Here is a 24,183-nt window from a genome sequence, read left to right on the forward strand (position 1 = left end):
CGCTCCATGAGCCGCGGTTAACTCACAGCCCGCTGATGCCCGAGGCGATCCGCCGCCCAGCTCTGGTGGGCCAGTTCCCTGGCCTCGGCGATTTCTGTTTCGGGGATGTTGGCGATGACGTGGTCCTCCAGGGGATCGTCATGGAAGATGTACAGACGTGAGGCGAGCTGGGCAAAGGGCAGCGATGCCTCACCGAAACGCTCACCGTGGCCCTGGGTAGAGACAACCACGCCATTGCCCCAGTCCTGGCCGCTGTCATTGTTGGGGTTGAAAAAGTACACCCGCATCACCTGCTGCTGGTCCAGCGCAACACGCACCAGAGTCACTGCGTGCCAGCCGATAAAGCTGGCATTGCTGTCAGTGATGGCAATTCCTGCCGGCTGCGGGTGGATCACCGGCTGGTTGCCATTGAACATGGGGTGGAAGCTGCAGTAGAACCGCCGCAGAAAGGTATCGTAGTCCAGCAGGGCGCCGGTGGCGACGTCGACAGCGATGACAAAGTCGCGGCCCACCCACCAGCCATGGAACTCGGGATTGATCCATCGATGCGGGTCCTCACCGCGGTCGCTGCAGAGTCGGCCCATTTCGCTGTAGACGCGATCCAGGTGTGGAACCAGCACCATGGATACGGGATCCGTGTCCAGCGGAACGTCACTCACCAGGCCCGCAGGCAGGCCGTGGGAGTCAATCGTGATCCCTTCGAAATGCATCTGGATATTGTCGTAGCGGGCCGCCTGGGCGATCAGGTGCATCAGGTAATCCGGGTCGTTGTAGGCCCACATGGAAACTGCGCGCGCGGATTGGCAGGTCGGGTTGTTGCCCTGACCGACCCCGAGCGGCAGACCAAGCAGGTTGATCACGCCCGCGAGGAGATGCACCCGCGGCGGCAAACTCGTGCCGAATACCGCGGAGAGTCGCTGCGCGTTATCCGCCGACAGGACCAGGCTGATCTGCCGCCACAGACTGGGCGCCAGAGGGGCAGAATAGAGCAGACCCCGTTCGAGCAGCATGGCCAGGCCATAAACCGCCTGCGCCGTCTCCAGATAAATGGCTTCACGAATGAGTGCTGTCACCAGTTCGTTGTAGGTTGCGAAAACGTCAAGACCCGTACTGCTCAAGCCGAGCGCACCGGGCACCAGCGGTTCCTGATCGTTGTTCAGCAACCAGCGAAGGAATGCAGCGTGGTAATCCGAGGCCAGACCGACATCGTGCATCGCCCGCGCAAAGCCGCTCGCTTCCTGCTGCAGCGAGGCATTGTCCATGGCAGCCAGCCGATCACGGTAAACCGCTATCCCGGGATCATCCTGACAGCCTTTCGTGGGCCCGAACAGGGCACTGGTGAGTCGATCGGCGCCCAGCCGGGCCTCGCCGATATCCCCCCGCGGCTGGGACAGCACCAGCGCGATCTGGGTGACCATGGCCCTGACGTGACTGACCTGTATCGGTCGCTGGGCGAGGATACGCCAGATTTCGTCAATCAGGCTGCCAATGATGTCCTCGAAGCCGACATGCTCGAGGATGTAGCGAAACAGGCGATCAATTCCGGGAGCCAGATCGCCAAGGCGCACGCGCAGCGTTTCATCGCCGGTGTCAAACAGGCGGTTGAGATTGAGTGCCAGCATCTGTGTGAGAAAGTGACGCGCAATCTCCGGTGAAACCCCCGCGTGCTCGTGCTCACCGCGGACGATGGACAGCAGCCGAAGATGACTGATGCTGTCCAGCGTGACCGTCGTCGGATCCCCGGATTCGAGCGTGGTTTTGACCAGCGACGGCAGCAGCGACCCGGGCGCATCCCAGTCGCTACCGGCAAACAGGCCTGCCGAGTCCAGCGCGGCGGCACGCCGGTGCAGTCTCTCGGCGCCGTCTTCCACAGTCAGCAGCTGTCTGGCGAGCTCAAGGACGGGTTTCTGGCAGCCGGGCCGGGTGACCGGACCGGCCTGCTGCAGCCGCGCGATGGCGCTGTCGAATTCCCTCTCGAGCCGCTGCACATCAATGACGCCTGTCGTGCTCATGCGGCCCGCTCGCTGCGCTGGTAAAACATAGGATTCCATCTCTTTTCGCTATCGGGTAATCGGCGCTTGCGGGACAACGGGTCTTCTGCGCCGTGCAGCGGGCGACAGTATGGGTCAAGTTCACGGCCATTGGGAACCGTGGCAAACGCGGGAGGATTATGCATGATGTATCATCGGACGCTAATCGAGGGGATGAGTCCGCCCGATTCATTGATCCATTATTCTGCGGGGCTGCTCCCGCAGCGGGAGAAAACATGAACGTTGCATTATCGATTCTCGATCTCGTGCGGGTCACGCAGGGAAGTGATGCGGCGACAGCGCTACAGCGTGCCGCAGACCTCGCGCGCCACGCGGAGGCCCACGGTTTTCACCGACTGTGGTACGCCGAACACCATAACATGCCGGGCATAGCCAGTGCTGCCACCGCGCTAGTGATCGGACACGTGGCGCAGGTAACCCGCGATATCCGGGTCGGTGCCGGCGGCATCATGCTGCCGAACCACGCTCCGCTGGTGATCGCGGAGCAGTTCGGCACGCTCGCCCGACTGTACCCGGGGCGCATCGACCTCGGCCTTGGCAGAGCCCTCGGGACTGACCAGGCCACGCTGCGCGCACTGCGGCGTAGCCCCGCCTCAGCAGATACATTTCCGGACGATGTTCTCGAGCTGCGCGCCTATTTCTCGGAGGAGGCCGCAGACCAGCGAATACAGGCGGTGCCGGCCGCGGGCACCCGGGTGCCGCTCTGGATACTGGGGTCAAGCACCTTTGGCGCCGCGGTTGCCGCGGAGTTCGGCCTGCCCTACGCGTTTGCGTCACATTTTGCACCGGCACAGCTGCACCAGGCACTGCGTGTCTATCGCGACAATTTTCGGCCGTCCGAACAGCTGCAGCGGCCTTACGCCATGGTGGGCGTGAACGTGATAGCCGCAGACACCGATATCGAAGCACGGCGGCTGGCAACCACCCAGCAGATGTCCTTTGTCAACCTGATTCGCGGCACGCGCGGGCTCAGCCAGCCTCCGATCGATTCCATCGACGATTACTGGACGTCGGCGGAGCGCGCCCACCTGCAGCAAATGCTGGCCTGTTCCGTGGTGGGGAGCGCGGAATCAGTGGCATCCGGTCTCGAACAACTGGCAACGGAGACCGGCGCGGATGAGCTGATGCTGGTAACCGATGTCTTTGACCATGAGGCGAGGCTGCATTCGCTGACGCTGACCTCGAGAGCCTGCAGCCGGTTCGGGCCCGACGGCACCGGGGTCGCGGGAGACCTCGCGATGGCTCGTGGCAGAGTCAGGACAGCATGAGGTCCCCCGAAGCCCGTGGCTGCCGTGGCAGCGGCGCAGCAGGGTCGAGGCAGGGCGTGGCGGTGGCCTCAATCGCGTCGATAACGCCCGACCAGACGATTCATCCCCTTGAGGGTTGGCTCCACCCTCGCCAGCAGTTCCCACAGCGTAAGTCCCTCCTCGAGCGGTGCATCGTTATCCAGCGCAAGCAGCCAGAAATAGTAGTAGTGCTCACCGTGTCCCTGCGGTGGCATGGGGCCACCGTAGCCCGAATTGCCAAAGTCGTTCCTGCCGACGGTGTAATCTGTGCTTCCCTTTTCCAGCGAGCTGACGCTTCCGGGAATGTTGTATAGCACCCAGTGCACGAACCCATAGGTGCCGTGTCCACTCACAAGCGGCGCATCCGGATCGTGGCAGATCACGGCAAAAGACCGGGTGCCCTCGGGCGCGTCACGCCACGACAGCGGCGGGGAAACATCGTCTCCCTCTCCCGTGTAGAGGGTCGGGATAGGGTCTCCCTGCCCGAAAGCGGGACTGGTAAGCTGAAGCTCGGATAGTGCGAAGCCCATGCCGGTACACTCCTCGAAAAAATGTGACCAGAGTATAACCGCGTGCTGCCCGGGATAATCAAGCGGCCTGTCACTCTGCCCCGTCGCCTGCGCCGTGACTATTGGTGTCCCGCTGGGTCTCATCGTGACGGATTTCGGGCCTTCTGCTACGCTCTTTCCTCTGTGTTCCCTCTCTCACTATATGTTGACTGGAGGCCTAACCGATGAAGCCTGCCCTGCCTGCAGCGATTCTGATCGCCGCGATGCTTTGTCCAGTTTCGCAGGCGGAAGACGCCGCCACCTGGCGTATTGTCAATTTCTGGTCTGAGTGGTGCGCGCCGTGCCGCAAAGAGATCCCGATGCTCAATGCGCTGAGCCGGAGCCTCGAACCCCTGGGTATTTCCGTGGTCGGCGTGAATTTCGACGAGGATCCCCGCGCAGTCACCCTGGAGATTGCTGCGCGCCTTGGCATCGCGTTTCCAACGCTCACGGGGGACGAGGTCGCGGCGCTCAATCTGCGCCCACCGGAGGCCATGCCCACCACCGTCATCCTGACTCCCGCGAACGACGTCGCGGCCCGCCTCGTTGGTCTTCAGGACGAGGAAGCGATCATGACGCAGCTCGCCCGCCTCGGCTTGCCCATAGCCGCTACCTCGAGCAGACAACCATGAAGGCGAAAAAGATCCTCGTCCCGCGTATGGCGGGCGTGATGCTCGGTGTTTTCGGCCTGATCTGTCCGGTTGCTGCGGGGGAGTCGGGCAGAGACGCCGTGACGCCGGAACTGCTGGCATCACCGGCACCGGCGCACAGCCATCTTTCGAGAGTCACCAGCGATGACACCGGTACCGTTTATCTGTCTTGGGTGACCGAGCGCGATGGCCTGGCCGAGTTCGCCTTCGCCAGCTGGGACGGTAGCGACTGGAGCGATGCAGCGATCATCAGCGAAGGCAGGGACTGGTTTGTGAACTGGGCTGACTTTCCCAGGCTCTCGGTCCACGGCGACGGCAAGCTTGCGCACTGGCTGCGCCGCAGTGGCAGCAGCAGCTACGACTACGACGTGGTCGCAAGCTTCTACGACCCCTCACGGCAGCGCTGGCGCGACGGTACCCTGATCAACACGGACGGCATACAGGCGGAGCACGGATTTGTTGCGATGGTCCCTACGGGTCCGTATCGAACGTTGATCACCTGGCTGGACGGCCGCAGGACGAAGAGCGAGCCCGAGCCGGGACCGATGACGCTTCGCGGCGCCGAATACGCCAGCACGGGGGAGCGACTGGACGAATGGGAACTCGATTCTCGCGTCTGCGATTGCTGCCAGACCGCTGCCGCGATGACGAGCCGCGGTCCGATCGTGGTCTACCGCGATCGATCGCCACACGACATCCGCGATATCGCCATCGTACGCCAGATTGAGGGCCAGTGGACCGAGCCGCAAACGGTGCATGACGACGGCTGGCAGGTGGCGGGATGCCCCGTCAATGGCCCTGCCGTGGCGGCCCGCGAAAACACCGTCGTCGTGGTCTGGTTCACCCTCCGCGATGACCTGCCGGCGGTACAGCTCGCGGTCTCCCGGGACGACGGTGAGCACTTCACCGCGCCGACACTGATCGCCGGTGCCGACACCCTGGGCCGCGTTGATGCGACCCTGCTCGATAACGGCGAGATCATCGCCAGTTGGCTTGACCTGCGTGGAACCGACGCGCACGTCATGCTGTCCCGCTACAGCGCCGATGCAGAGTTTATCGACACCGTGGCAGTCTCGCCGATCCTCGCGTCGCGGCGCAGTGGCTTCCCCCGCATTCACAGCGTCGGCAATACGGTCTATGTCACCTGGACACAGGTCGGTGACGCAAATCGGGTGAAGGTTGCCCGGGTACGTTACGACGGCTTCTGATCGTTGATGGAGGTCATCGGTGAAGGTTGGCGCGCCCGGAGAGATTCGAACTCCCGACCACCTGGTTCGAAGCCAGGTGCTCTATCCAGCTGAGCTACGGGCGCAACGGTGCGAAGAGTAGGGGTATTGGCAGCCGCGGTCAATCACTGGATGTTGCCGGCGGCGGCCAGATGACCAGCGCAGCGCGCAGTCGGTCGCGCCCGAAGCGGGCCATGCGCTCGAAATCGTCCCGGGCGATGGGCAGGTACTGGCAATCCAGTTCGTTCTGCAGGCTGTCCTCGGGGTCCGGATCATGCAGGTAGATGAATCGATCATCGATGGCCGACACCACCACCCAGTGCGGTGCGCGTTTGCGGTCCATCTGCCAGGTTGAAATCAGCACCACGGGAACCGCACCCGCTTTCAACGCCCGGTCGAGGTCGATCTGGGTCACCTCGCTGTAATGCACGCGCAGGCCTGCCTCCCGTGATTGCTGCAGATAATCCCGGTGCACCTGCTCGATCACGGCACGCTTGTCCTCGTTGCGCACGCTATCGATAAACAGAGGCGTTCTGACGCTGATCCAGACCTCTGCATGGAAACCCCTGCGGTGGGCGGCGAGTGCCAGCCCCAGGGGATGGCAGCCGCCGTGGCCGGATGTCATGTAGATGGTTGTGGACTCGCGCCAGAGACGGAGTTCCTCGGCGCGGGACATGCGGTAGCTCGCATCCTGCGCCCGCATGGCCATCATCAGACTTGCCGGACCACAGGTGAACTCGGTGGTTTGTCGATACCAGGGGACAGGGTGATGGCGCAAGCGCGGATCGAAGGTGCGGATGCGCTTCTGGTAGCGGTAGGCGCCTTCGTGATCCTCGTAGTAGTCGGCATACTCGCCGAAGCGGCGATACCCCTGCTTCTCATAGAGGGCGATGGCGCCGATGTTGTCCCGTCGTACCTCAAGCCGCATGTCGATACGTCCGGCATCCAGCGCCGCCGTCTCGGCTTCCTGCAGCAGCGCCAGACCCAGACCCTGGCCCGTATACTCGGGATCCACAGCGATTGAATACAGACGGGCGAGGCGCGTTCCTCTGTGCAGGAGGACGAGGGCATAGGCGGCAACGGTGCCGGCGTGCTCCGCGACGATCAACGCGGCATGATCGCTTCCGATCCAGCGCCGAAAGCTGCGCCGGCTGAGACGATCGGTCTGGTAGGCGCGCTCCTCAATCTGCAGCAGGGCATCGAGATCCAGCTCGCTGGCGGGGCGAAACTGGTACTGACGGGATAGCGAGCGCGCTCCCATCGGCGGTGATGTTTTCATGTGTGGCCTGTCTCTTGAAGCCAGCATTGCAACCAGCAGTCTGCCAACGGAACAGCGGCTACTGTACCGGAAATCGGCGCTCTCGCCTGCCGGGCGCACGATTGCCATGGCATGGGACGGTTGTCATCTACTTTTAACATCTATAACTGTCCAATTTAGTTGACACACCTGCCGGACTACCCTATAACTGCAGAATATTCATCGGTACGAGACCGGACTATGTGGCGAGCCTTGAAGAGCTTCCTGTGGACACTGAAAATTGCTCTCCCCAAGGTGGCTGTGGGCTGGATGTTCGCGCTGCTTACCATCGACTTCAATCGGGTTGCCATTGTCGAAATGGGGGTGGCAGCCGTGGTCGTCACCACGCTGTTGTCCATTCACTATTTCATCGCGCCCTTTCAGGTAATCGCCGGTCGCATCGCCGATACCCGGCCCATTCTTGGCTATCGCCGCACACCTTACCTGATCGGCGCCAGTGCGGTTGCCAGTCTGCTGTTTCTCGCCCTGCCGAGTGTGACGTTCGCCATGGGGGAGGGGTCCTCCCTTGCGACAGCTGTGGCGGTGGTACTCTTTGTTCTGTTCGGCCTGTGTATGGCCGTCATGGCTGACAGCTATCATTCGCTGATCGCCGAAACGACTACCAAGGACACCCGCGCCGGCGTGATTTCCGTGGTATGGATCGTGATGATCCTGTCGACGATTCTCGCCGCCGTCGTCATGAACGCCGTACGACCGGAATTTTCGCCGGAAGCCATGCAGAATCTTTACAACATGACGCCCCCGATTGTGCTAGGGGCCGTGCTTCTCGGCGTCATTGGCGTTGAACGCCGCCTGAGCCCTTCGGAACTCACGCAGGCGGCGACCCGGGCGCGCGCCATGGCACCGCCTGGCAACCCGCTGGCATCCGCGGCACGGCTGGTCGCGGGCAACCGGCAGGCGCGGTATTTCTTCATCTTCGTGGCCTGCGCCATCTTTGCCCTGTTCCTGCAGGAAAGCCTTATCGAAGTTTTGGGCGCTGAGGTATTCGGTGCAGGAATACGGGAAACCACCCGTTTCCAGCCGATATGGGGCGGCGGTATTCTTCTCGGTATGCTGGGAATGGGCCTGCTCAGCGCGTTCTATCGTGCGCCCAAGAAAACACTGACGCTGGTCGGCTGTGCCGCAGCGTCCGCCGGATTCTTTCTGCTGGGCATCATTGCCCTGCTGCGCCTCGAATTCCTGCTGGTGCCCACCCTATTCGTGATGGGGATCTGCGCCGGGGTATTCAATGTCGGTGCGCTTGCCATGATGATGGACATGACGGTGGAGGGCGCCACCGGCCTCTACATGGGGCTTTGGGGCACGGCCCAGGCCATGGGGATGGGTGGCTCCTCGGTAGCGGCGGGGGCTCTGCACACATCGCTGATCGGAAGTGGCCTGCTGGAACCCCAGCACGCCTACTGGATGATCTTTTCGCTGGAAGCCTCTGTGCTTCTCGGCGCCGCCGCCATACTGACACGCGTGGATGTCGCGGCCTTCCAGCGCACGGCAGTGCGGTCAGTCGAGGAGACAAGCACAGACAGCGCGGTGATTCTCGACGTCGCAACTGCGAGCGCGTAAGCCCTTGCATCCCTCTTCAGACAGGCTGGATTACCGCTTCGATGATCGCGTCGCCGTGCAATATGACGCGCTGCGTGGACATCCGCCGGAGGTGTCGCCGCGCATTGGCGAGGCCATTGCCGGCCTCGCCGGTTCCGGCGCCCGCATTCTCGAGGTAGGCGTTGGTACCGGACGTATCGCCCTGCCTACGGTCTCTGCCGGTGGCGACGTCGTCGGTGTGGACCTCTCTGCGGAAATGCTTCGCGCGCTCGCCGGGAGGGAGCAGCCGAATCTGGCGCTGGTCCGAGGCGACATCACCCGGCTGCCCTTCTGCAGCAATGCCTTCGACGCTGCGGTGTGCGTTCACGTACTGCACCTGGTGGATTCCAGGACAGTGCTCGCCGACCTGCTGCGCATGGTCAGGCCCGGCGGCGTGATTGTCCTCGGCAGGGACTGGGTAGACCCCGCATCCTTTGCCGGCGCCCTGCGCAATGCCTTCCGGCAGGCCGTGGTGGATCTGGCGGAGTCCATTGATTTCCCTACCGGCGCGCGAGGCCTGGTGCAGCAGCTGAGCGAGCTCGGTGGCGAACCGGTCTATAACGGTGAGGAACAGGTCGCCGTGGAGTGGCAGACCGCTCTGAGTCCGCGCCAGGTCCTGGACGGTATTCGCTCGCGGGATGATGCCGAAAGCTGGGTTCTGCCCGACGATCTGCTGACGCGTGTCATGTCCCGGCTGGACGCCTTTGCGGCCGATCACTGGAGCGATCTTGACAGCACCCATGGTGTGAGGCGTCGCTTCGTCTACTCTCTCTTCAGGGTCCCGGACAACCGCCCAGGCGGATAGAACGCCACAGGGTTCATAGGAAGAGGGGGGCGGCAGGTCATCAGGCGGCCGCCCCGTTGTCGTCAGAACTGAGCGCTCAGGCGAAGGCCATAAACCCTGGGAAGTGGCATGTGCAGCAGATAGCCGCGCCCCGGGGCGAAGCCATCCGGGTTACCCAGATCCACCACGCGCTGGCCATTGGTAATTTCATCGTCATCAAAGACGTTGTCAACGTAGGCAATGAGCCGGTAGCGTGAATTCTCTATGCCGGCACGCAGATTGACCCGCGTGAACTCGGGCAGGTAGTTGAGGTTGGATTCATCCATGTAACGCTTGGAGCGGTATAGCCCGGTCGCTCCCGCGAACCACTCATAATCGCTGCCACCCAGCTGGCCAAACCAGTCGACGGAGGCATTGAACGCGTGCTTCGGGTTCTTGCCCACGTAGTTACCCGAGAAATCCGCATCGATATTCCCGGCTTCGGCCTTGTTCAGGGCCGTGGACCCCTCCCGGGTTTGCGTAAAGCGCTCAAACACCGCATCGGTCCAGGCGTAAGCGGCGGATATCTGAAAATTGTTGGTGACCAGCCAGCTGCTGTCGAACTCAAGCCCCCAGACCTCGACCCGGGCGGCGTTGGTGATGCCCGGTATCGGTGTCACGCTGCCGGGGGGCTGCTGCTGGACACCAATCTGCTGATCCCGGTAGTCGTTGAAGTAGAGCGCACCATTCAGCCGAAACCGATTATTCAGCCACTCGGTCTTGGCACCAATCTCGTAGGTGGTAACCGTCTCCTCCTGGTAGCGCTGCCCCTCGAGAATAACCGCCTCATTCGCGGCAAAGCCCCCTGGCTTGAAGCCCCGCGTCACAGACGCGTAGTACAGCGCGTCCGCAGATGGCATGTATTCAACAAGGGCTCGCGGCGTGAACACCTGACTCTTCACCCGGTCCTGGTCAAAACAGTCATAGGCAACGTTGGGATACTTCTGGGACTGCGGTACGTCGCGGTCGTCCGTTTCCGGGGGGCAGAAGGAGAGAGGTACCTGCTGCTGCAGACTGACCTGCTGTCGCGACCAGGTGGGAACCCGGTAGTCAATGGTGTCCTCGGAATAGCGTCCTTCACCGGTGATGCGCCACTGATCGTTCAGCTGGTAGCCCAACGAAAAGAACACCGAATAATGCTCCGTTTCGCGGGTTTGCGGATTGTTGGGCTTCGCACCGGGGTTCGGCTCGGTGGCGAGATTGAACGGCGGCCCCCCGAGCAGTGAGTCAGGGTTGCGCATCCAGAATAGGGACGCATTGTCCAGCGTGGACTCCTCCAGGTAGACAGCAGCGCCGCCGATCCAGCTGAAGGCGCCATGCTCGCCGACGTGCCTGATTTCATGTGACTGGTGCTCGAACTGGTAGTCGAGGAGATTGATTGTCGAGGTGGAAAACGAGAACGGATTTGTCGCGGGGTAATCCGTGTAGTCTGTGTCCGAGCGGTCGGAGCTGTCGTTTTTCATGAAACCCGCCAGGTAGGTCAGTGTGCCGTTCCAGACCTCGTAATCCGCCTGGAGAGTGCCGAACCGCTGAGTCTGCTCAAGCCCGGGAAAAGGGGCGCCCGTTGCCGGATCGAGGGAGAAATCGATATCGCTCTCGCTGGCTTCGAGCTTTCCTGTCACCACGCCCCGCGTGCAGGCCTGCAGGACTGATGGCGGAACGCCGCCGAGGTCAGCGGGGCAGGGCTGTCCCGGCGATCCGGGAGGGCCGGCGCTGAAGGTTCCACCGGGCACGGGCAGCCTATCACTCCAGGTGACCAGCGCTGACGCCGGCTGGCTGTACTTTTCATCGCTCTGCTGATACCGAGTGTAGACCTTGAGGCGGTCTGTCGGTGTCCAGAGCAGGGCCAGAGAGCCCGCAAGGGACTCTTCGGTGCCAACATCGGCCCCGGTATTCGGGTTGTCGTAAAAGCCGTCAAAGTCGTGTTTCGCTACCGATGCCCGAACGGCAAGCACGTCATCAATAATGGGGCCGGAGACGCCCGCGTCCAGGGTGCGTCTGCCCTCGTTGCCGACTTCCACACCGGCACGCCCCTCCCACTCGAAGGCTGGCCGGCGCGTCACCACGTTGATGGCACCGCCGAACGCATTGCGTCCATACAGCAGGGTCTGTGGTCCTTTCACAACCTCCATACGCTCAACATCAAGCAGGCGGGTATAGAGCGCGCTGGATCCACCGGCTATGCTCAGGTTTTCCGTAGAGGCGTCAATGTAATCAATAAGGATGGCGACGCTTGGCCGGCCGCGCTCATTCTGCATGCCTCGCATGGCGGGTCGCGTATCCTGTACAAAGCCACCGATGTCGAAGGTAACCCCCGGGAGCAGCAGTCCGCTGTCGCTCAGCGTGTCGAAGCCCTGCTTCTGCATCTCGTCAAAGGTGAGTACACGCAGGGAAAGGGGCACGCTCTGGCTTTTTTCCTCCATCTTGCGTGCCGTTACCAGAACCTCCTCCAGTCGACCCGCGTCGCGCGAGGCGCTGTCCTGTGACTGTGCGGGCGGGGAAAGTGCCAGGAGGGTGGCACTCAGGGCGAGCGGCAGAAGAGCGTGGCGAGTCTGCGGATGCGTCTTTTTCATGGAGTTTCTCGATTGTGGAGGGTAGTAGCGCCCCGCCGGCAAGCCCGGGAAGTGCCGTACGCGAAAGCCGGGGAAGCTTACGAAGCAGACAGAGGGCGTGTCAACCTGACTTGACACATTATTTGAGACCGAAATGACACAAGACTTGGTCGCGGCAACCGGATTTGGGACAATCCCTGTACACGCGCAGCAAATGGTAGCAACGCTCATGATGATGATGCTCCGCAGCGTACTGCAGAGATGGCGCGTGCTCATCCTGACGCTACTGGTCTGTAGCGGTCGTTCGGGCGCGCTTGTCGCCGCAGAGTCGAGGGTCGCGGATGCGCTGTCGTTGGCGGCAGATTTTCGTTACCGGGCCGAGTCCGTGGATCTGTCCGGCGCTGCCGAGGATGCGCTCGCGTCCACCCTGCGCTCGCGCCTGACGCTGACGGGTAAGCCGGCTACCGGGTGGTCCTGGGTTGTCGAGGTGGATGATGTGCGCGTGATCGGCGCGGAACGATACAACTCTACAGGCAACGGACAGACCCACTACCCGATCGTGGCAGATCCGGAAGGTACTGACCTCAACCGGGCAGCGTTGGCCTGGCACCACACTGATGTGAGCCTGCGAGCCGGACGACAGCGAATCGTGCACGGCAGCGAGCGCTTCGTCGGCGGGGTGGCCTGGCGCCAGAATGAGCAGACCTATGACGGACTGCGCGGCCAGTGGCAGCTCTCGGAGACGGCGTCCCTTGATATGAGCTATGTTGGCGCCGTGCGCAGGATTTTTGGTCCCGACGACGGCGCCCAGCCTGCCAGCTGGGACGGCGACAGTCTGTTTCTGAGAGCTGTGTGGCAGCCAACAGACGACATCGAACTGCGTCCTTTCGCCTATCGCCTCGACGTCAATGCCGATGCCGATTTCGGACCTGCACTCACCGTCGATAACAGTACCGACACCGTGGGCATCGAAGCCGACTGGTCCGTGGGCCCCCTGACACTCCGCGGCGCCTATGCTCGTCAATGGGAGCACGGTGACAGCACGCTGGACTACGCGGCCAACTACTCCCTGGCGCAGGGCATCTACCGTTTTGGCGCTGTGCAGGTGGAAATCGCCCGCGAGGTGCTGGGCTCGGACAGCAATACGGGCTTTCGAACGCCGCTTGCCACGCTGCATAAATTCCAGGGATGGGCTGATGTCTTTCTCACTACACCCGCGGACGGCATCGAGGACACATCGCTGGCATTTCAGGGCAGCGTGGAAGACCTGACGTGGCGCGTAGTCGGGCACCGCTTCGAAGCAGACCGGGGAGACGCGGGGTATGGGCACGAATTTGACCTCGACGTGAGCTGGCAGATGAATGAACGCCTGTCATTCCAGTTCCGTTTCGCGGTTTTTGACGCCGACAGCGCGGCGGCCCGACAATACCGGGATGTCCGCAAGGCATGGTTCATCGCGAGACTCGCTTTGCCGTGATCAATGCGGTCGCATCAGTGCGCCCGATCAACTTCCCCACAGGACAATGTCATGACGGAAACTGCTCCCGGGAACCAACCGTGGTGTCTGGACGATTTCACCCGGCCCACTGCAGCGACGGGCACCGGTACGGCCTGGCGCTGCTTTACTGATCAGGTGATGGGTGGCGTGTCACGGGCGCGCGCGAGTCATGAGCAGCTGGGCGGGAGTGCGGCGCTTTGCCTGAAGGGGGAGGTAAGTCTGGCCAACAACGGCGGCTTCGTTCAGGTCGCGCTGGACCTGTCACCGGATGGCGGTTTTGTGGATGTGTCGCCGTGGTCAGGCGTGGCGCTGACAGTGCGGGGAAAAGATCAGAAATGGCATGTTCACCTGCGCACGGTGGATTGTCGGCGTCCCTGGCAGAGCTACAGGGCGGGCTTCACGGCGCCCCGGGAATGGTCGGGGGTCTGGCTGCCGTTTTCCGCATTCGAGGCTCATCGACTGGACGCGCCACTGGCAACGGACGCCGTGCGCCGACTCGGCATTGTGGCTATCGGCGCGCCCGGGACGGTTGAGATTGCGGTGGCAAGGGTGGAGATGTGTGCCCGCTAGGCAACGCTAGCCATGAGCGCGTGCATCCGGCGTTTTCTCCTCGATCCCCGAATGACAGCGATCGCACACGCCATGCAGTTCAAGCTGTTCCTGGTACAGGTGAAACCCTGAAGAGCGGGCCTTCTGGTTCAGCTTGCTGATCTCGGCATCGGCAAAGTCCATTTCCCGCACAATGCCGCAGCTGTCGCAGATCAGGAACTGCGTGGCCGCGTGAGGGTGGTCGCAGGCCATGTGCCGGCAAGCCATGAAGCGATTGGTGGAGCGAAGCTTGTGGACAACGCCCGCATCGATGAACACGTCGAGCATGCGATAAACGGTCATTACCGGCAGCTCCTCGCCGTGGTCTGCACGGTAATGGTGTGCAAGATCGTAGGCTGAGATGGGGCCGGCGGCCTTCAGCAGCGATGTCAGCAGACGCTTTCGCTTATCCGTCAGTCGCAGGCCCTGAGTACGACAGGCGCGCTCTGCGCCTTCCAGGGATTGCCGCACCATCTTGCCGCTACGCTTCAGTCCACTCATGGCAATATGTTACCGCATAACGCCAGCGTCATTCCAGACTGACGCCATCGGGAGGGTAGCGACAAATCACCGAAGATGAACCCTTGCGATTGATCTTCGGTCAGTCTATTTTCGGGACAGGTCGTTAAAGGCGCACAGGTATATTTCAACAATGTCATAGCAGCACAACCGGTAATGAGGGGGAATCGCGTGACTGTGAACAGTGACCTATGGGGCCTGCTGCCCGACGAGGCAGATGAGAGCCGGCAGCGACGGCGTGCTATCGACGATCCCGGCAGCTACCACGGCGACATTGCCGCAAGCGAGCTGCACTGGTTCGACGGCGATGGCTGGCTAACGCGGAGCTCCCGCGGCAGCTGGCAGCGACTGACGGGGGAAAGCGAGACGCCTGACGATGACTGGCGCCCCTGGCAGCAGGGCCTGGACGATAGCGCCGCTCCCTACTATCGCTGGTTCGTGGGCGCAGAAACGAACGCCTGCTTCAACGAAGTCGATCGACACGTGCTGGCGGGGCGGGGCAGTCACACCGCGATTGTCTTTGAGGGCGACCGCTGGGACCCGTCCCGCAATGCCGGTAAGGGCGGCCCCGTTCACGAGGAACACATCAGCTACCGGAAACTGCTGCGAGAGAGCGTTCTTCGCGCCCAGGTGCTTTCGAGCCTCGGACTGTCGCGCGGTGATCGCATCGCTTTCAACCTGCCAAATATTCTCGAGCAGATCTATTACACCGAGGCCGCCAAACGGCTCGGCATCATCTACACGCCCGTGTTCGGCGGCTTCTCTGCCAAGACCCTGTCAGACCGCGTTTTCGATGCCGGCGCCCGGGTTGTGGTCACTGCAGATGGCGGCTACCGAAATGCGGAGGTGGTGGCCTACAAGGAAACCTTTACTGATCCGGCGCTGGACAATTTCATACCCCGCACCGCGGCCCTTGCGTGTTTCGAGGCTGTCCTCGACGACTGCGACCTTGGCGATGCCCGGACGCGGATTGTCGACGCCGTGCGCGCGGGTGTCGCCGGCGAAATCACCCTGGAGCGCAGCGACCTCATGCGTGAACTCGGGGTGGCTCTCGCGGCCGAGGCCGAGCTGCCTGCGGAGCGCTCCGCTGCGCTGCGCACCACGGTTGCCCGGGAGCTCGCCGGAGTTGGCCACGCCGTGGACCAGGTCATCGTCGTGCGGTACACCGGCCAGGATATCACTGTGCAACCCCGGGACCGCTGGTCCGACGACCTGGTGAGCGACGCCGCCGGGTGCGTGCTTGCGGCAGCGCGCGAGGCGGGCTTTGATGCGCCGAGCCTCGACGCCCTGGACGATCTCGACGACCGGGATTACTGGCGGGCCTTCAATGCCAGCCACCCAGCCGAGCCCGTGCCCGCGGACTGGCCGCTCTTCATCATCTATACCTCCGGCTCCACCGGGAAACCGAAGGGCGTCGTACATACCCACGGCGGCTGGCTTGCGGGTATCGCGCATACCATGCGCATGGTGTTCAACGCCGGGGAAGACGATCGCCTGTACGTGGTCGGCGATCCCGGCTGGATTACCGGGCAGTCCTACCTTGTCGCGGCGCCCCTGGCCCTCGGCATGACCACGGTGCTATCCGAGGGATCACCGCTGTTCCCCCACGCCGGGCGCTTTGCCTCCATTATCGAGCGCCACGGGGTCACGATCTTCAAGGCGGGCTCGACCTTCCTCAAGGCCGTGATGACCGACCCCGCCAGCGTCGATGACATGGCCGCCTACGACATGAGCGGTGTCAAGGTGGCAACCTTCTGCGCGGAACCGGTGTCACCGGCGGTGCAGCAGTTCGGTATGGAGCGCATCTGCCCGCGCTACATCAATTCCTACTGGGCGACCGAACACGGCGGCATGGTGTTCTCCTGTCCCTGGGGCGATATCAAGGACCTGAAGCCGGACGCCCATACCTGGCCCCTGCCGTGGATACAGGCCGAAGTCCGCATCGCCACGGAAAGCGATAGCGCGGGGCGGGCCACTGCCTGGCGGCGGGCTGAGCCAGGCGAAAAAGGCGAGCTGGTCATTACGCAGCCCTATCCGTATCTGGCGCGTACCCTCTGGGGCGATGCCGGGAATCTTGGCAGTGATGACTGGCGCGGCGATATCGAGCGCTTTACCGAGGTGTATTTCCACCGATGGAGCGACGGCCTGGCCTACACCCAGGGCGACTATGCGCGGGAGCATGACGACGGCGGCGTGACCCTGCACGGGCGCTCCGACGACGTCATCAATGTGTCCGGCCACCGCATCGGCACCGAGGAGATTGAGGGCGCCATCCTGCGCGACAAGACCCTGCGCAAGGACTCCCCGGTGGGCAACGCCGTCGTTGTTGGTGCCCCCCACGATGAGAAGGGCGAGACGCCGGTGGCTTTCCTCGTGCCGGCGCCGGGCGCACGCCTCGGCGACGACGATTTCGCCCGGCTGCAGGGTCTGGTGCGCAGCGAGAAGGGGGTGACGGCCGTGCCCTCGGACTTCCTTGTTGTCTCCGCAGTGCCCGAGACACGCTCCGGCAAGTATATGCGACGCACGCTGCGCGCCCTGCTGCTGGACGACCCGCTCGGTGACCTGTCCACTCTACGCAATCCCGAAGTCGTCGATGAGATCCGCGATACGGTTGCCGGCTGGAAAGCCTTCGGGCAGCTGGCCCAGGCGCGACAGATCGTCCAGAGTTACCGCCATTTGCGGGTGGAGACCCACAGCGTTGCCCCCGGGCGTCAGGTCGCGCTTCTGGTTATCGACTCACCGCCCGTGAACTCGCTGAACGAGCGCTCGCTGGATGAGCTGAACACCGTGCTTCAGCATATCGGCCATCAGGACCACATCGAGGCACTGGTGATCACCGGCGCCGGCAGCGCCTTCGTCGCCGGCGCCAACGTCAAGGAACTTTTGGAAGTGGGTGAGGCGGGCGATCTTGAATCTGCGCAGACGCCGCCCAATGCCGCACACACGGCATTCTCGCTGCTGGAAAATCTGGGCAAGCCGGTAATTGCCGCGGTCAACGGGCCGGCACTCGGCGGGGGCTGTGAGCTGATGCTCGCCTGCGCCTGCGTGGTTGCCGATCGCCATGCGCGCTTTGGCCAGCCCGAAATTAACCTCAACCTGCTGCCGGGCTACGGCGGGACACAGCGTCTGGTGCGCCGCCTGTACCAGCGCCGGGGCGAAGCCGGTCTCATTGAGGCTGTGCGCATGATCGCGTCCGGCCGCGCCATCGATGCGCAGGAAGCGCTGGCCGCGGGTCTCGTCGACAGCGTGGTGTCGCGGCAAGGCCCAGTCGAAGCGGCGATGGCTCTGGTGCGCGAGTACCTGTCCGGCGACGGTCCCCTGAAGGAGGCCATGGCTCAGCACACGGCCTACCTGGCGGCGCGGGAGGAAACCCTGCCCTTTGACGACGGCCTGCTGCAGGACCCGCGCCTCGCACCAACCCTCGCGCAGCTGCGGGCCGGTGGACGTGGTCGCTGTCTCGACAGGATTCTCGATGCTGTGAGCTTTGGCGCGCGGGAAGGGCAGGCAGCCGGCCTCAGGCACGAGGCCCAGCTGTTCGCCGAAGCCGTGTGCGATCCGTCTGCGGGCCCGGTCGGCATCAGTGCCTTCCTGGAGCGCCGCAGTGCGCCGCTTCCTGTCAAGTACACGGTCGTGCCGCCGGATGCCGACGCGGCGCTGCGCGGTGAGCTTGAGGGCAGGGGAGACCTGTTGCCGCTGGACGCGCCTTTTTATCCGGGGGTCACCCCGCTGCCGCGCTATCAGTATGGCATGGGCGTGGCCAAGAGCCCGCAGGATGGCGCACCCGCGCATGGCGACCCCGTGGACGCCGAGCACCTGCTGGTGTTCCCGACCCCGGAGCCGGGCCCGAACGAGGCACTGGTGTACGTGCTTGCCTCGGAGATGAACTTCAACGATATCTGGGCCATCACCGGTATCCCGGTGTCGCCCTTCGATGCCCGTGACGCAGATGTACAGGTCACCGGCTCCGGCGGCGTTGCCATGGTTGCGCAACTGGGCGAAGAACTGGTGCGCGAAGGCCGCCTCGCGGTAGGCGACCTGGTCACCCTTTATTCCGGGCAGAGCGAACTGCTCTCTCCGGACCAGGGTCTCGACCCCATGGCGGCGGATTTTCGCATTCAGGGCTACGAGCGCAACGATGGCAGTCATGCCCAGTTCCTGGTAGTTCAGGGACCGCAGATGCACCGCAAGCTTCCGGGACTCACTATCGAGGAGGCCGGCTCCTACGGCCTGACCCAGGGCACCATTCACCGCGCCTTGTTCACCACGCTGGCCATTCAGCCGGGGCGTCGCCTGTTCGTGGAAGGCGCCTCCACCGGCACGGGCCTTGACTGCCTGCGTATGGCCAGGCAGACCGGCCTTGCCGTTGTCGGGATGGTGTCCTCGGAGGAGCGTGGCGAGCGGGTGCGACAGCATGGCGGTCAGCCGGTCAATCGACGCGACGAGCGCTGGGCCGCGTGTTTTACGCCCGTGCCGGACAATCCCGCAGACTGGGCGGCCTGGGAACAGGCCGGCGAGCCCTTTGTCAATGTTGTGCGTGAGCAGGCCGGTGGAGAGATTGACTATGTTGTGTCCCACGCTGGCGAAAACGCCTTCCCGCGCTCCTTCCAGGCCCTGGGTGAGGGCGGCGTGCTCACTTTCTACGGTGCGTCGTCAGGCTACCGCTTCTCGTTCATGGGCAAGGCCGGAGCCAGCACCCCGGCGGCAATGTTCAAGCGTGCTGGCCTGCGCGCCGGCAACACGCTCCTCATCGTTTACGGACCCGGCGCGGATGACGGTATCGTCGACCCCGTCGCCATTGAAGCCATCGAGGTTGGCTGTGCCCTGGGGGCTCAGGTTGCGGTGCTTGCCGATACCGCCTCACAGCGTGAGTTCGTGACCTCGCTTGGCTTTGGAACACGGCTGACAGGCGTTGTCAGCATGGATTCGATCGCCCGCCGCCTGGGCGATGACTTCGATCCGCCGGGACCCTTCCCCCTGTTGCCGGATGCTTTCACGGAATCGGCGGAATTCAAGGAAGCGGTACGGCGGTTCTCTGATCGCACACTCAAGCCCATCGGTTCCGCGGTCGCCCCGCTGCTGCGCAATACGCTGGACAAGCGGGGCCTGCCGGATGTGATCTTCGAACGCCCCGGGCGGGATGGACTCAGCCTCGCCACGGCGCTGGTCAAGCCCAACGTCGGCAAGGTGCTTTACGCCGAGGATCTCTCGGGTCAGCGTCTGTCCTTCTACGCACCGCAGGTCTGGATGCGGCAGCGACGCATCCTCATGCCCAGCGCCGAGATCCGCGGCACCCACCTCAACACGGCGCGCGAGTTTGCCGAGATGCAGGAGCGTATTGCCGCGGGCATGGGAGATGTGATGCCCCCAGTGCCGGTTGCGCTGCAGGACATTGCCGGGGCACACCAGGCCATGTGGGAGAACCGTCACGCCGGTGCAAATTACGTTGCGGTGCACGGATTACCCCGCGCGGGGTTGAAAACCCGCGACGAACTTTACCGGGCATGGGCCATCAGCGAGGCGGAAAAGCGCGGTGAGACTCTGGCACACATCGACACTGGATCAGCAGGAGCACTGCGATGAGCGACAACACAGCTATCCCTGAAAGCACCAGCGGCGCACGTCTTGCGGGCAAGGTCGTCGTCCTCACCGGCGCTGCCGGCAATATCGGCAGCTGGATCAGCCGCAGCCTGCTGCGCGAGGGTGCCCGGGTGGTCATGGCGGGCCGCAACGGCGACAAGCTTGATGCGTTTATCGAGACGCTGGTCGCCGAGGGCTTCGATCGGGATGCCATGGCGGCCGCCGTCGGTGACAACGCCGACCCCGCAGTGTGCCGGGCAATCGTGGCGACGGCCATCGAACGCTTCGGGCGGCTGGACGTGCTGATCAATAACGCCGGTGCCGCCGGCCCGCGGCGCACGCTGCGGGAGATTCCCTTTACCGAGGCCGAGATGCGCGCCCGCGGTGACGACCAGACCATGTTCGACTCGGCGATGAATCTGCTCGGCGCGCCCTGGAACATGTCCCGCGCTGCCGTGCCTCACATGGCCGAGTGCGGCAGCATCATCAACATCTCCACCATTTTCTCGCGCACACATTACTTTGGCCGCATTCCCTACACAGTGCCAAAGAGCGGCCTGAATGCCCTGTCGCATGGACTGGCGCTGGAGCTTGGTGACGAGCGGGGTATTCGCGTCAATACCGTTTTCCCCGGCCCCATCGAGTCCGAGCGCATCGACAACGTCTTCGCTGCCATGGACAGCCTGCAGGGGGCGGAGCCGGGCAGCACGTCGAAGGAGTTTCGGGGGCTGATGATAAACCGCCGGCCGAATGCAGAGGGTGAGCTCGAGTACCGCTACCCTACGCCGGCAGATGTGGCATCGACAGTCACCTGGTTGTCCTCTGCAGAGTCCGCCTCGGTTTCCGGGCACGCCTTTGAGGTCACCAACGGCATGCAGGTGCCAGCCCAGAGCCGCTCGAAGCTCGTTTCCTGGCCCGACAAGCGCCTCGAGGATCTCACCGGCCAGGTGGTTCTCATCCTTGGTGGCACGGAGTACGAGGAGGCCCTGGAGTTCACTGAGCGGCACCTGGTCAGCGGTGCACGGGTGGTGCTTGCTTTCCGCACGCTCGAGGCGCTCGGCTATGCGCGCTCCCTGTCAGCCGTACGCGGGCTGGACCAGACGCACCTGGTGCATCTGGAGCCCCTGCGCAGCGAATCCGCCGAGCGCTGCTTTGACTATATCCGGGATCACTTCGGACGCCTCGATGCCGTTGTCGTTCTCCCACGATCCGGCAATGGCCGACACGGTTATTCACTCAGCACGGCCGGTGATGAGGACGTCGCCGACTTCGTGCGTGACGAAATCGTCTCGCCGGTGGCCTTCGCCCGTGCGCTGGGCAACAACCTTGACCGCTGGGGCAGCGTAAGCGAAGCACCGGCCATCACCTATGTAACCAACCCCAGCGATGGCCACGGCAACCTGCTGAACGATATCAAGCGGGCCGCCATTGAAGCCCTGATACGCAGCTGGCGGCACGAGGACAGGCAGATGCGCAAGTCCGGTCAGCGGGACTGGGCGGTGCTGCCGAACCAGCTCGTGCGCTACGACAACAACGAGGCGGACAACCTGGCCTTCGCCGCAGACTGGGCGGCAACGCTGACCAACCGGGTGCGACGCATGGACCCGATCAACCTCTGGGTGCCGAAGGATATCCGCCGCGCCACGGGTAAATCCAGCATGCCCAAGGCTATCCAGCGCGTCCTGCCCGGTCTGCACAAGGGCAAGACCGCCGTCATCACCGGCGGCAGCCTGGGTATCGGCCTGCAGCTGGGGCGCTTTCTCGCCATGGCCGGTGCCCGGGTGCTGCTTTCGGCACGCAGCGAAAGCAAGCTGCTGGAGGCGCGCGAGGAAATTGTCGAGGAACTTCGCGGTATCGGTTACCCGAATCCGGGTGAGCGCGTGCATATTCTCGCGGATATCGACGTGGGCGATGAAGCCTCGCTGGAGCGCCTGTTCACGCACTCTATCGAGCTTTTTGGGCATGTAGATTTTCTGATCAACAATGCCGGGATTTCCGGCGCTGAGGAGATGGTCGTGGACATGACCCTCGAGGCCTGGAACCGCACCATGCAGGCCAACCTCATCTCCAACTACTCGCTTATCCGCAAGTACGCGCCGCTCATGAAAGCGCGGGGGTCGGGCACGGTAATGAACGTCTCCAGCTACTTCGGTGGCGAGAAGTATGTTGCCGTGGCCTACCCGAACCGGGCCGACTATGCCGTATCGAAAGCGGGACAGCGGGTGCTGGCGGAAATTCTCTCCCGGCATCTGGGGCCGGAAATCCAGATCAACGCGCTTGCCCCGGGGCCCGTCGATGGTGCCCGCTTGCGTGGCCTTGGCGGTGCGCCGGGCCTGTTCGAGCGGCGTGGCCGCCTGGTACTGGAAAACAAGCGACTGAACCGCGTTCATGCTGCGGTTCTCAGTGCCATGGAAGAGGGCATGACAGCCGAGGCGCTGCAGGCCATGGCGCGCAATGCGGTCGCAGATATCAGACGCGATACCGACGCCAGCAACTCCCTGGCCAGGCTGTTCGTGCAGGTCGAGGAAAGCCGCGAAGGGGGGACTTCAAGGAGCTACTTGCTGAACCGAGACCTGGCGGAAAAGTTGATGAACCGACTGGTCACCGGCGGACTCTTCCCGCCCGCGACGGCGGCGCGCTTTCTCGAGACATTCGTTGACGCGCCGGCACCCTTTCTCGACGACAGTGCCGTCAAAAAGGCGGCAAAAGGCATTGAAACCGGCATTCTTAATAGACTGCACCTGCACAAAATGCCCACGGATGAGCAGATTGGTCTGTCGACGATCTTCCACCTCGCTGACGATATCGCCAGCGGCGAGACTTTCCACCCCTCGGGCGGCCTGAAATTCGACCGCTCCGTTACCGAGGGGGAGCTGCTGCTGAATCCGGACAGGGAGAGCCTCGCGAGGCTCGCAGGCAAACGCGTGGTGCTTATCGGTGATGCCATGCGCGAGGAGCTCGCGGCCATCGGCGCGGGCTTTATCGGGCAGGGCATCGAGTCACTGGTTGTGCTCACCCGCTCCAGAGAAGCCCAGGAAGAGATACAGCATTCCCTGGAGCCGGGGGCGGGCATTCCCATTGATGTGCGTGTGATTGGCGATGATGTTGAAACGGCCCTTGACGAGATCCTGCAGAACCAGGGTGGATTCGATGTCGTTGTCAGCGCGCCGTTTGCGCGTCTGCCGTTCAATGCACTGGCAGCGGAAAAGGGCGAGTCGTGGACGCGGGTGCTGTCACACACGGACTTCGAGCGCCTGGTTGAGGATCAGCTCACGCACCACTTCCGCGTCGCCCGCCGTGCCGCACTGGTGCCGCGCTGCCAGATTGTATTGCTGACCCCGGACACCTCCTTTGTCTCGTCGCGGGAGGAGTTCGCCCTGGCGTTGTTTGTCAAGAACGCGTTGCACGCCTTCACGGTAACGCTGGGGGTGGAATCCGAACGTCTGCCTACGGTGCCTGCGGTCAATCAGGTCCAGCTCACCCGCCGCGCGCGGGCCGAGGAGCCGGCGACCGAGCAGGAACTGGCAGAGGAGATGACCCGCCTGGTCTATGCAGTGCTACAGTGCGCGGTGCCGGCGCCCAGCCCCAGCGAGAGTCGTTACCTCGCGCGGATCTTCCGGGGCAATGCGGTGACCGTCTGAGGGCCGGAGGACTGTCACCTATTGGTGGCAGACGGGGTTCCTCCGGGTCCCCAGTAACAATCATGAAAGCCCATGGCTTTCCCGAAAGAGCATGGGCGGGTTGACGACATGGTCAGACGCAGAGGTTACTGGGCTCAGCTGGAGGAGCTCTACCGTCAGAATCGTCGCCTTTTCCTGCTGGTCAGCGCAATTGCCTTCCTGGTCGGATTTGTCGGTGGCAGCCTGTTCATGCTCGGTAGATGTCAAGATAGTTGCCGCGTAAATCATCCGGTTTCTCGTAACTGGTGACTATCGACGCTCTGGCCACAAAGACCTTCTCGCTCGGGGT

The 24,183-nt window shown here is 63.3% G+C and carries 14 protein-coding genes and 1 tRNA gene; 9 read left to right on the forward strand and 6 right to left on the reverse strand.

Features of this window, described 5'->3' with window-relative positions:
• Positions 1-17: 17 nt before the first annotated feature.
• Positions 18-2,012 carry a hypothetical protein gene (locus EV688_RS15400; protein ID WP_117319386.1) on the reverse strand — a complete coding sequence of 665 codons (1,995 nt, stop codon included), beginning with the start codon at positions 2,010-2,012 and terminating at the stop codon, positions 18-20.
• A 254-nt stretch (positions 2,013-2,266) separates the two neighbouring features.
• Here EV688_RS15400 and EV688_RS15405 point away from each other — a divergent pair, with 254 nt between their 5' ends.
• Positions 2,267-3,319: an LLM class flavin-dependent oxidoreductase gene (locus EV688_RS15405; protein ID WP_117319385.1), complete on the forward strand. Its 1,053-nt coding sequence runs from the start codon at positions 2,267-2,269 to the stop codon at positions 3,317-3,319.
• A gap of 68 nt (positions 3,320-3,387) precedes the next feature.
• On the opposite strand, the gene EV688_RS15410 is transcribed toward EV688_RS15405, so the two are convergent.
• Positions 3,388-3,867: a YbhB/YbcL family Raf kinase inhibitor-like protein gene (locus EV688_RS15410; protein ID WP_117319384.1), complete on the reverse strand. Its 480-nt coding sequence runs from the start codon at positions 3,865-3,867 to the stop codon at positions 3,388-3,390.
• A gap of 203 nt (positions 3,868-4,070) precedes the next feature.
• Here EV688_RS15410 and EV688_RS15415 point away from each other — a divergent pair, with 203 nt between their 5' ends.
• Both EV688_RS15415 and EV688_RS15420 read left to right on the forward strand, forming a co-directional pair.
• Positions 4,071-4,517, forward strand: coding sequence for a TlpA family protein disulfide reductase (locus tag EV688_RS15415; protein WP_117319383.1), 447 nt, complete (start codon positions 4,071-4,073; stop codon positions 4,515-4,517).
• Positions 4,514-5,743: a sialidase gene (locus EV688_RS15420; RefSeq protein ID WP_117319382.1), complete on the forward strand. Its 1,230-nt coding sequence runs from the start codon at positions 4,514-4,516 to the stop codon at positions 5,741-5,743. Before EV688_RS15415 ends, EV688_RS15420 begins: the two co-directional genes overlap by 4 nt.
• Before the next feature lie 27 nt (positions 5,744-5,770).
• Here EV688_RS15420 and EV688_RS15425 read toward each other — a convergent pair.
• Together EV688_RS15425 and rimI are read right to left on the reverse strand one after the other, a co-directional pair.
• Positions 5,771-5,847: transfer RNA gene (locus EV688_RS15425), tRNA-Arg, on the reverse strand.
• A 35-nt stretch (positions 5,848-5,882) separates the two neighbouring features.
• On the reverse strand, positions 5,883-7,040 hold the full coding sequence (rimI, locus tag EV688_RS15430; protein ID WP_240624446.1) for a ribosomal protein S18-alanine N-acetyltransferase: 1,158 nt from the start codon (positions 7,038-7,040) through the stop codon (positions 5,883-5,885).
• A gap of 219 nt (positions 7,041-7,259) precedes the next feature.
• Between rimI and EV688_RS15435 the strand changes: the two genes are divergently transcribed.
• Both EV688_RS15435 and EV688_RS15440 read left to right on the forward strand, forming a co-directional pair.
• Entirely contained in the window at positions 7,260-8,639 is a 1,380-nt protein-coding gene (locus tag EV688_RS15435) for a BCD family MFS transporter (RefSeq protein ID WP_117319380.1), read from the forward strand.
• A 4-nt stretch (positions 8,640-8,643) separates the two neighbouring features.
• The gene (locus EV688_RS15440; RefSeq protein WP_117319379.1) at positions 8,644-9,462 is read left to right on the forward strand and encodes a class I SAM-dependent methyltransferase; all 819 of its coding nucleotides are present in this window, start codon (positions 8,644-8,646) and stop codon (positions 9,460-9,462) included.
• A 62-nt stretch (positions 9,463-9,524) separates the two neighbouring features.
• Here EV688_RS15440 and EV688_RS15445 read toward each other — a convergent pair whose 3' ends face one another.
• A complete protein-coding gene (locus EV688_RS15445) occupies positions 9,525-12,053 on the reverse strand; it encodes a TonB-dependent receptor (protein ID WP_162883993.1) in 2,529 nt (842 codons plus the stop codon).
• Positions 12,054-12,261: 208 nt separating this feature from the next.
• Here EV688_RS15445 and EV688_RS15450 point away from each other — a divergent pair, with 208 nt between their 5' ends.
• Positions 12,262-13,509, forward strand: coding sequence for an alginate export family protein (locus tag EV688_RS15450; RefSeq protein ID WP_162883992.1), 1,248 nt, complete (start codon positions 12,262-12,264; stop codon positions 13,507-13,509).
• A gap of 51 nt (positions 13,510-13,560) precedes the next feature.
• Complete coding sequence (locus EV688_RS15455; RefSeq protein WP_117319376.1) at positions 13,561-14,100, forward strand: CIA30 family protein; 540 nt, start codon at positions 13,561-13,563, stop codon at positions 14,098-14,100.
• A gap of 6 nt (positions 14,101-14,106) precedes the next feature.
• On the opposite strand, the gene EV688_RS15460 is transcribed toward EV688_RS15455, so the two are convergent.
• Positions 14,107-14,619, reverse strand: a complete 513-nt coding sequence (locus EV688_RS15460; protein ID WP_240624445.1) for a transcriptional repressor — start codon at positions 14,617-14,619, stop codon at positions 14,107-14,109.
• 195 nt (positions 14,620-14,814) lie between these two features.
• Here EV688_RS15460 and EV688_RS15465 point away from each other — a divergent pair, with 195 nt between their 5' ends.
• Both EV688_RS15465 and EV688_RS15470 read left to right on the forward strand, forming a co-directional pair.
• Positions 14,815-20,217 carry an AMP-binding protein gene (locus EV688_RS15465; protein WP_240624444.1) on the forward strand — a complete coding sequence of 1,801 codons (5,403 nt, stop codon included), beginning with the start codon at positions 14,815-14,817 and terminating at the stop codon, positions 20,215-20,217.
• On the forward strand, positions 20,214-23,855 hold the full coding sequence (locus tag EV688_RS15470) for an SDR family NAD(P)-dependent oxidoreductase (protein WP_117319374.1): 3,642 nt from the start codon (positions 20,214-20,216) through the stop codon (positions 23,853-23,855). Before EV688_RS15465 ends, EV688_RS15470 begins: the two co-directional genes overlap by 4 nt.
• Positions 23,856-24,183 lie beyond the last annotated feature (328 nt).

Origin of the sequence: Chromatocurvus halotolerans (genome assembly GCF_004340525.1) — a bacterium.
Classification (GTDB): domain Bacteria; phylum Pseudomonadota; class Gammaproteobacteria; order Pseudomonadales; family Halieaceae; genus Chromatocurvus; species Chromatocurvus halotolerans.

Excerpts from the sequence above, each read along its gene's own strand:
- EV688_RS15400 (WP_117319386.1), bottom strand. The coding sequence starts at position 2,012 with ATGAGCACGACAGGCGTCATTGATGTGCAGCGGCTCGAGAGGGAATTC.
- EV688_RS15405 (WP_117319385.1), top strand. The coding sequence starts at position 2,267 with ATGAACGTTGCATTATCGATTCTCGATCTCGTGCGGGTCACGCAGGGA.
- EV688_RS15410 (WP_117319384.1), bottom strand. The coding sequence starts at position 3,867 with ATGGGCTTCGCACTATCCGAGCTTCAGCTTACCAGTCCCGCTTTCGGG.
- EV688_RS15415 (WP_117319383.1), top strand. The coding sequence starts at position 4,071 with ATGAAGCCTGCCCTGCCTGCAGCGATTCTGATCGCCGCGATGCTTTGT.
- EV688_RS15420 (WP_117319382.1), top strand. The coding sequence starts at position 4,514 with ATGAAGGCGAAAAAGATCCTCGTCCCGCGTATGGCGGGCGTGATGCTC.
- rimI (WP_240624446.1), bottom strand. The coding sequence starts at position 7,040 with ATGAAAACATCACCGCCGATGGGAGCGCGCTCGCTATCCCGTCAGTAC.
- EV688_RS15435 (WP_117319380.1), top strand. The coding sequence starts at position 7,260 with ATGTGGCGAGCCTTGAAGAGCTTCCTGTGGACACTGAAAATTGCTCTC.
- EV688_RS15445 (WP_162883993.1), bottom strand. The coding sequence starts at position 12,053 with ATGAAAAAGACGCATCCGCAGACTCGCCACGCTCTTCTGCCGCTCGCC.
- EV688_RS15450 (WP_162883992.1), top strand. The coding sequence starts at position 12,262 with ATGATGATGATGCTCCGCAGCGTACTGCAGAGATGGCGCGTGCTCATC.
- EV688_RS15455 (WP_117319376.1), top strand. The coding sequence starts at position 13,561 with ATGACGGAAACTGCTCCCGGGAACCAACCGTGGTGTCTGGACGATTTC.
- EV688_RS15460 (WP_240624445.1), bottom strand. The coding sequence starts at position 14,619 with ATGAGTGGACTGAAGCGTAGCGGCAAGATGGTGCGGCAATCCCTGGAA.
- EV688_RS15470 (WP_117319374.1), top strand. The coding sequence starts at position 20,214 with ATGAGCGACAACACAGCTATCCCTGAAAGCACCAGCGGCGCACGTCTT.